The sequence below is a fragment of the Parachlamydia sp. genome (assembly GCF_050255895.1).
Lineage (GTDB): Bacteria > Chlamydiota > Chlamydiia > Chlamydiales > Parachlamydiaceae > Parachlamydia > Parachlamydia acanthamoebae.
The window spans coordinates 1-9072 of record NZ_JBFWIR010000091.1; the positions used below are offsets into that span (position 1 = coordinate 1).

The 9072-nt window shown below is 42.0% G+C and carries 5 protein-coding genes and 1 pseudogene; all 6 read left to right on the plus strand.

All coding sequences use genetic code 11. From position 1 onward, the window contains the following. A pseudogene (rplK, locus tag AB7E63_RS12475) lies at positions 1-345 on the plus strand (50S ribosomal protein L11); the annotation flags it as partial. Between the two features lie 10 nt (positions 346-355). Continuing rightward, the gene (gene rplA, locus AB7E63_RS12480) at positions 356-1057 is read left to right on the plus strand and encodes a 50S ribosomal protein L1 (RefSeq protein WP_006340072.1); all 702 of its coding nucleotides are present in this window, start codon (positions 356-358) and stop codon (positions 1055-1057) included. Positions 1058-1072: 15 nt separating this feature from the next. Further along, positions 1073-1612, plus strand: coding sequence for a 50S ribosomal protein L10 (gene rplJ / locus AB7E63_RS12485; RefSeq protein ID WP_006340073.1), 540 nt, complete (start codon positions 1073-1075; stop codon positions 1610-1612). A gap of 20 nt (positions 1613-1632) precedes the next feature. After that, positions 1633-2019, plus strand: a complete 387-nt coding sequence (gene rplL, locus AB7E63_RS12490; protein WP_006340074.1) for a 50S ribosomal protein L7/L12 — start codon at positions 1633-1635, stop codon at positions 2017-2019. A 278-nt stretch (positions 2020-2297) separates the two neighbouring features. Then, entirely contained in the window at positions 2298-6053 is a 3756-nt protein-coding gene (gene rpoB / locus AB7E63_RS12495; RefSeq protein ID WP_284452559.1) for a DNA-directed RNA polymerase subunit beta, read from the plus strand. Between the two features lie 210 nt (positions 6054-6263). Next, a partial coding sequence (rpoC, locus tag AB7E63_RS12500) for a DNA-directed RNA polymerase subunit beta' (protein ID WP_428419606.1) occupies positions 6264-9072 on the plus strand: 2809 nt, incomplete at its 3' end.

Consider the following 9072-nt stretch of genomic DNA (forward strand, 5'->3'; position numbering starts at 1 on the left):
GGTACTGCTGGCGTCAACATCATGGCGTTCTGCAAAGAGTTTAATGCGAAAACACAAGCGATGGCTGGAGATATCCTGCCAGTAGTGATTTACGTTTAACATGATAAAACGTTTACATTCATTTGTAAAAAGCCTCCTGTTGCTGAAATGCTTAAAAAAGCAATGGGCATTGAAAAAGGGTCTGCTATTCCTAACCGTAACAAAGTAGGTAAGATCACACGTTCGCAAGCAAGAAAAATTGCCGAAGCAAAAGTGCAAGATATGAATGCTAGCGACCTAGAAGCTGCTACAAATTGTGTATTAGGAACAGCACGTTCTATGGGAATTGAACTCGTCAACGAGTAAAGAAGGTAAAATGGGTCGTCCAAGTAAAAGAATTCGGGAGATTGCAAATACATTTGATGTTCGCAAGACATACAGTGTTACAGAAGCAATCGAGATGTTAAAGAAATGCCCAACGGTCAAATTTGATCAGTCCGTTGACATCTCTTTAAAACTAGGCGTTGACCCTCGCAAATCAGACCAAAGCGTTCGCGGAACTGTGTCACTACCGAATGGCACAGGTAAATTAATGAAAATACTTGTTTTTGTTAAGGGCGATAAGGTTAAAGAAGCCTTAGCTGCTGGTGCTGACTTCGCGGGTAACGAAGAACTTTTTGAAAAAGTTAACGGGGGCTGGACTGATTTTAATGCAGTGATTGCAACCCCAGATATGATGAGAGATGTAGGTAAATTAGGTAAAGTTCTCGGGCCCCGAGGCTTAATGCCTACTCCTAAAGCCGGAACTGTCACAAACGACATTGTTAAGGCGATTAATGAACTCAAAGCCGGTAAAATTGAGTTTAAAATCGACCGTCATGGTGTTGTGAACTGCATGGTAGGGAAGCTTTCATTTGCACTCGATAAGCTAGAAGAGAATATTCAAAGCTTTCTCAGTGCAGTGCAAAAAGCTAAACCAGCGGCAGCTAAAGGGGAATTCCTAGCGTCCATGGTCATTTCTTCCACGATGGGACCTGGATTTAAAATCGATCTACGTAAAGCCGTTGGTTCATCATAAAGGAGTAAGTGAAAGATGAGAAAAGAAAAGCAACTTCTTTTGGATGAAATCAAAGGGCAAATCGAAAATTTTGATTCCTTTGTGATCATCAATTACATGGGATTAACTGCAAACGCAGCTGCCGATTTCCGTCGCAGGGTATCAACACTTGGCGGAAACCTGGAAATGGTAAAAAAGCGTGTTTTAGTACAGGCTGCCGACTGCGTAGGAATCAAATTAGATCTTGAAGCTCTTCCAGGTCACATTGGAATTGTCTTCGCAGGTCAAGATCCCATCGAAACCGCAAAAGTTGTCTTCAAATTCAAAGACGAAAACAAAACCATTAATGTAATGGGTGGTCGTTTTGATGGAAGAATGTACAACAGCGAAGATGTTGAGAAATTATCCAAATTGCCATCTATGGATGAGATGAGAGCACAGTTACTGAGTGTCTTCGAAGCACCACTGTCGCAAACCTTATCGGTGATGGAAGCCATCGTAACAAGCGTTGTGTATTGCTTAGACAACAAATGCAAGCAAGAAAACGACGAGAACAATTCATTAACAGAAGCTTAGTAATTTAGTGAGGTAATATCGTGAGCAATAAAAAAGAAGAACTCGTGGAGCAGCTCAGCCAATTGACAGTTTTAGAAATGGCGGAGTTGAAAACTGCCCTAGAAGAAAAATGGGGAGTTAAGGCAGCAGCAGCGGCAGCAGTTATGGCTGTAGCGCCAGCAGCAGCAGCTCCAGCAGCAGCTGAATCAACAGATTTCCAAATCACACTTGAAAAAGTAACTGATGACAAGAAAATCAGTGCAATTAAAGTTGTGCGTGAAATCACAGGTCTTGGATTGAAAGAAGCAAAAGAACTTGTTGAATCAACTCCAAAAGTTATAAAAGAAACAGCTCCTAAAGCTGAAGCTGAAGAAATCAAGAAGAAAGTCGAAGCAGCTGGTTGCAAAGTTACTTTGAAAGGTCTGTAAGATCTACTTCTAGTATGCAATAACCCAGAATCATGGCCATAAAAAGCTATGATCCTGGGATTTCGGCATTTAATCAAACGGCCATAAGCCCGTAAATAAATAATGTTCCAATTCAGATCTTCTTCGCTAAGAAGAAAATCTCAATTGTTATAGTATTTCCTTGCAAACGCTCATTTAATAAGATAGTGAACACGGAGGCATGCCCCCAAATTCACCTGTGAGTAAAGTTTTGCCAAGGTCAATGTCCTAATTCAAGCTATACCAGGGAGTCCTTCATCATGTTGCAAAGGCCGCCGCATCGGGTGAGTTTTGTTGAAAAGGAAGAAATTATTGATCTTCCCAACCTCATTGAGATTCAAGTCAAGTCATACAATCAATTCTTACAAGCAAACTTGTTCCCAAATGAACGGGAAAATATTGGTTTACAAGAAGTTTTCAACGAAATTTTTCCTATTAAGTCATACGACGAAAAAACGACCCTGGAATTTTTGTCATATAGCCTGGGAGTTCCAAAATATATTCCTGATGAATGCATCAGAAGAGGAATCTCCTATAACGTAACTTTGAAAGTTAAGTTTCGTTTGACGGATGAAACAGGGATTAAAGAGGAAGAGGTCTATATGGGGACCATTCCTGTTATGACCGAAAAAGGAACGTTCATTATCAACGGCGCTGAAAGGGTTGTTGTCTCCCAGTTGCACCGTTCCCCAGGGATTTGCTTTGAGCAAGAACGCCACATGCGCGGAAATTGGATTTATTCCTTTAGAATCATTCCTTACCGTGGTAGCTGGTTAGAAGGTGCTTTTGACTCAAACGATTTGATTCATATTTACATCGATCGTAAAAAGCGTCGTCGTAAAATTTTGGCAACAACATTTATTCGCGCATTAGGTTACTCAACGAATGCAGACATTATTGAAGAATTTTTCAGTACGCGCAAAATAAAATTGAAGAGTGACAAAGATCTTTCCGATTTAGTTGGAAAAATTTTGGCGCAAGATGTTCTCGATGAAGAAAGTGGAACTGTCTTTGGAAAAGCGGGTGAAAAACTTACAACAGCTATGCTTAAACGCATGATTGATGCCGGAATCGATGTAATTCGTATCGCAGAAGATGCTGACGAAGCAAGCCCTATTATTAAAATGCTTTCCAAAGATCCAACAGATTCATACGAAAGCGCACTTAAAGACTTCTACCGTAAGATTCGGCCCGGTGAACCCGCGACATTATCTAATGCACGTTCTGCGATTATGCGCCTTTTCTTTGATCCAAAACGCTACAATTTAGGACGTGTTGGTCGTTATAAACTCAATTCCAAATTGGGTCTTGAAATTGGTGATGAGCAGCTTAAAACTGTGACATTGACGAAAGAAGATGTGATCGGTGCTTTAAAATATCTCATTAGTTTGAAACAGAACAAAGAAGATACGTATGTCGATGATATCGACCACTTAGGAAATCGTCGCGTCAGATCAGTTGGTGAATTGATTCAAAACCAATGCCGTATTGGATTGGCGAGAATGGAGAAAATCATTCGTGAAAGAATGAACTTATTTGATTTCTCTTCAGATACTCTCACCCCAGGAAAAATTGTTTCAGCGAAAGGCCTATCTGGAGTTTTGAAAGACTTCTTTGGTCGTTCACAGCTTTCTCAATTTATGGACCAGACGAACCCTATCGCCGAATTGACGCACAAACGTCGTCTATCCTCTCTTGGACCAGGTGGTTTAAATCGCGATCGCGCAGGCTTTGAAGTACGTGACGTTCACCCGAGCCACTATGGACGTATTTGCCCAATTGAAACACCGGAAGGACCAAACATCGGTTTGATCACCTCCTTGTCCTCTTTTGCAAAAATTAATGAATTTGGATTTATCGAAACTCCTTACTTAATCGTGAGAGAAGGTGTTGTCACAGATGAAATTGAGTACATGACAGCTGACCAAGAAGAACGTTGTGTAATTGCACAAGCTTCGGCTGTTCTCGATGAATTCAAAATGTTTGCTGAACCGATTTGTTGGGCGCGTTGGAGAGGTGAGCCTTTAGAGATTGAATCCTCTAAAATCACGCATATGGACGTTTCCCCAAAACAATTAGTCTCAATTGTAACGGGGCTCATTCCGTTCCTCGAACACGACGATGCGAACCGAGCTTTGATGGGTTCTAACATGCAACGCCAAGGTGTGCCATTGTTAAGACCGCAAGCTCCAATTGTCGGAACAGGTTTGGAAGCACGTGCTGCACGCGATTCGGGTGCTGTTGTGATCGCACATGAAGACGGGATTGTTGAATACGTAGACGGCCTGAAAATTGTGATTTCTCCAACAGACAACCGTTTGGATAAAAAGACTTACTACCTGAAGAAATTTTTGCGTTCAAACGCGGGAACTTGCATTAACCAGCAACCTTTATGCAATATTGGCGATGAAGTGAAAGCGGGTGATGTGATTGCGGATGGGCCAGCAACAGATAAAGGGGAAGTCGCTCTTGGAAGAAACGTACTCGTCGCTTTCATGCCATGGTTTGGATATAACTATGAGGATGCGATCATCATCTCTGAAAAGCTATTGCGTGAAGATGCTTATACTTCGATCTACATCGAAGAATTTGAACTGACAGCACGTGATACAAAACTTGGAAAAGAAGAGATCACACGTGATATTCCAAACGTATCAGATGAAGCGTTGCTAAACCTAGGTGAAGACGGGATTATCCGCATCGGTGCAGAAGTTAAACCGGGTGATATTCTTGTCGGAAAAATTACACCAAAATCAGAAACAGAACTCGCTCCTGAAGAACGTCTATTACGTGCGATCTTTGGTGAGAAAGCGGCGGATGTTAAAGATGCTTCCTTAACTGTTCCTCCTGGTACAGAAGGGGTGGTCATGGATGTAAAAGTGTTTAGTCGCAGAGACCGTTTATCCAAAACCGATGATGAACTTGTTGAAGAAGCTTCTCGCTTAAAAGATATTCAAAAAGAATTCAAACAAAAGCAATCGGAACTTCGTACTGAGCGTCGTGAAAAAATTGGAGCTCTCCTCCTTAACGAAACAGCACCGGGAACAATTGTTCACCGTAAGACTGCTGAAGTGGTTATTGAAGAGGGAATGCTGATTACACAAGATTTGATCGAAGAACTTGAGAAAGAGAATGTTGAAGATCTCTTAATGCCAGACAATCAAATTTATAATGCACTTAAGCAATTCTTGCACGACTATGAAATTGCAACGCAAACTCTTGAGACGCAATATAAGACTGAAGTTGAATTCATGCGTAAAGGAGATACAGATCTTGATCCAGGCATCATTCGACAAGTGAAAGTCTACGTAGCCTCAAAGCGTAAATTGCAAGTTGGGGATAAAATGGCTGGCCGCCACGGAAACAAAGGGGTCGTTTCTAGGATTGTTCCAGAAGCTGACATGCCTTTCTTGCCAAATGGTGAGTCAATCGAAATTATTCTTAACCCGTTAGGTGTGCCTTCACGTATGAACATGGGTCAGCTTTTTGAAACCCACCTTGGCTTTGCTGCAAAGAAACAAGGAATCAATGTGAAGAGTCCTGTTTTCGAAGGATTCCCCGAAAATAAAATTTGGGAAATGATGGAAAAACAAGGGATGCCATCAGATGGTAAATTTTACCTACATGATGGTTGCACAGGGGATCGATTCGATAGCTCCGTAGTTGTAGGTTACATCTACATTCTTAAACTCAGTCACCTTGTCGCGGACAAAATCCACGCAAGAGCGGTTGGACCTTACTCGCTTGTGACACAACAACCATTGGGTGGTAAAGCTCAAATGGGAGGTCAGCGTTTCGGGGAGATGGAAGTGTGGGCTGCAGAAGCTTACGGTGCTGCGCACTTGTTGCAAGAATTGTTGACAGTGAAATCCGATGACGTCTCGGGTCGTACGCGTATCTATGAGTCGATTGTAAAAGGAGAAAACCTCCTACAATCCGGAACTCCAGAATCCTTCAATGTATTAATTAAGGAAATGCAAGGTCTAGGCCTTGATATTCGTACAGAGACGGTCTAACACTAATGTATATCAAACGATGTGACGTGTGAAATTTATTCACCACAGAGGTCACAGAGTACACAGAGAACTACTACCGCAAATTATGAGCCGCAAAGCTCTGTGTAGTCTCTGTGCACTCTGTGGTTAAATAGACACACATCGCGACTGTTAAAAAATAAATGCCTCTTTAATGCCTGTGCATACGGCCAATTTATATAGGAGACATGCATGTCAGAAAATAATCAGCAAGACGGGCAATTTGACAAGCTGACAATTAAGATTGCCTCCGATGAGGTCATTCGGAATCAATGGTCTCACGGCGAAATTAAAAAGCCTGAAACAATTAACTATAGAACTTTTAAACCTGAGAAAGGTGGTCTTTTTTGTGAAAAGATTTTTGGACCTACTCGCGACTGGGAATGCGCGTGTGGTAAGTACAAAAAAATTAAGCACAAAGGGATTGTTTGCGATCGTTGTGGTGTAGAAGTGACTCTATCAAAAGTGCGCCGCGAAAGAATGGCACACATCGATTTAGCAGTACCTGTTGTTCATATTTGGTTCTTCAAAACAATGCCTTCACGTATTGGTAACGTTTTGGGAATGTCTTCTACAGATCTCGAGCGCATTATTTATTACGAAGAGCATGTGGTTGTCGATCCAGGTCAGTCAGATTTGGAGAAAAAACAACTCTTAACAGATGCTGAACTTAGACAAGCGCAAGAGAAATGGGGAAGAGACGCTTTTGTGACCATGATGGGTGGTGAAGCGATTCGTGAATTACTGAAATCTGAAGATTTGCATGGTCTCCTCGTCGATTTGAAAGAGAAATTGCGTAAATCCAAATCTCTACAAGCTAGAATGAAGCTAGCAAAACGTTTGAAAATTGTGGAAAGCTTTCTTTCCTCTGACAACAGACCCGAATGGATGGTGATGTCCTGTGTTCCCGTGATTCCACCCGAACTCCGTCCTCTCGTTCCATTAGATGGTGGTCGTTTTGCTACTTCTGACTTAAACGATCTGTATAGACGTGTCATCAATAGAAATAACCGTTTGAAAGCAATTTTAAAGCTTAAAACACCAGAAGTTATTGTTCGCAACGAAAAGCGAATGCTGCAAGAATCTGTAGATGCGTTGTTTGACAATGGTCGCCATGGTCATCCAGTAATGGGTGCTGGAAACCGTCCTCTAAAATCTCTTTCTGAAATGTTGAAAGGGAAGCAAGGGCGTTTCCGTCAAAACTTGTTGGGTAAACGTGTAGACTACTCTGGTCGTTCGGTTATTATTGTTGGTCCAGAATTGAAGTTCAATCAGTGCGGTTTGCCAAAATTGATGGCTCTTGAACTATTCGAACCTTTTATTGTTAAACGTTTGAAAGATTTAGGATATGTTTATACAATCCGTTCAGCTAAAAAAATGATTCAAAGACATGCACCAGAAGTTTGGGACGTGTTAGAAGACATTATTAAAGGTCACCCTGTACTGTTGAACCGTGCACCTACTTTGCACCGTCTTGGTATCCAGGCGTTTGAACCTGTTTTAATTGAAGGTAAAGCGATTCGTATTCACCCTCTCGTTTGCTCTGCGTTTAACGCTGACTTCGACGGTGACCAGATGGCTGTTTACGTTCCTCTTTCTGTAGAAGCTCAGCTAGAAGCTAAGTTGCTCATGATGGCTCCTGATAACATCTTCTTGCCATCCTCTGGACGTCCAGCTGCTGTTCCTTCTCAGGATATGACTTTGGGCCTTTATTACTTAATGTGCGATCCTCTTTACATTCCAGAAGATCACGGATATAAAACACGTGTTTTCCGCGATTCTCAAGAAGTATTGATGGCATTGGCATCTTCTGAAGCTCGTCAAGACCGCAAAGGTGCTCAAGGTTCAGATCAGTATGGTCTACATATTCATGAGAAAATTAGGCTGCGTACAGAAAATGGAATTATTGAAACAACACCAGGTCGCGTATTGTTTAATACAATTGTTCCTCCTGAGCTTGGTTTCCAAAACTATAGTATGCCCAAAAAGAAAATGGGCGACTTGGTCATGCGTTGCTATAAAAAAGTGGGCTTGGAAGCGACAGTTCGCTTCTTGGATAACTTGAAAAACCTTGGATTCTTAGAAGCAACTAAAGCGGCTCTTTCGATGGGTGTTTGCGATGTCAGAATTCCTGCGAATAAAGAGAAGATTTTAGAGGAAGCCCACCAACGTGTTGCTCTTGTTAAAAAGCAATACGAAGACGGTATTATTACAGATGGTGAGCGTCAATCTAAGACAATTAGTATTTGGACAGAAGTTTCTGAAACACTATCCGAGGAACTCTTTAAGCTGATTAGTGAAATTAACGACTCCCAGTTAAATCCATTATTTATGATGATGGACTCTGGTGCGCGGGGTAACAAATCCCAGATTAAACAGTTAGGTGCTTTGCGTGGATTGATGGCGAAACCTTCTGGTGCGATTATCGAATCTCCAATTACCTCTAACTTTAGAGAAGGTTTGACTGTACACGAATACTACATCTCTTCTCACGGTGCGCGTAAAGGTCTTGCGGATACTGCGTTGAAAACGGCGGACTCCGGTTACTTGACACGTCGTCTTGTTGACGTTGCTTCTGACGTGATTATCACAGAAGAAGATTGTGGAACTTTGAATGGAATTGAAGTTTCCCCAATTAAGCAAGGTCAAGAAGAACTCCTCCCGTTGAAGGATCGTATCTTCGGCCGAACTGTTTGTGATGACGTTTATCTTCCAGGAGATAGCACAAAGCTTCTTGCTAAGATAGGCGATACATTGACTATTCTGCAAGCTGAAGCAATTGACGACTCTGGTATTGAAAGCGTTAAAATTCGCTCAGTGCTCACTTGCGAAACTAGACGTGGTGTCTGTGCGAAATGTTACGGTGTTAACCTCGCGAATGGACGTCAGGTCAGCATGGGTGAAGCTGTCGGTATCATCGCAGCTCAGTCCATTGGTGAACCTGGAACGCAGTTGACGATGAGAACGTTCCACTTGGGTGGTATCGCTTCTGCAAGCTTAA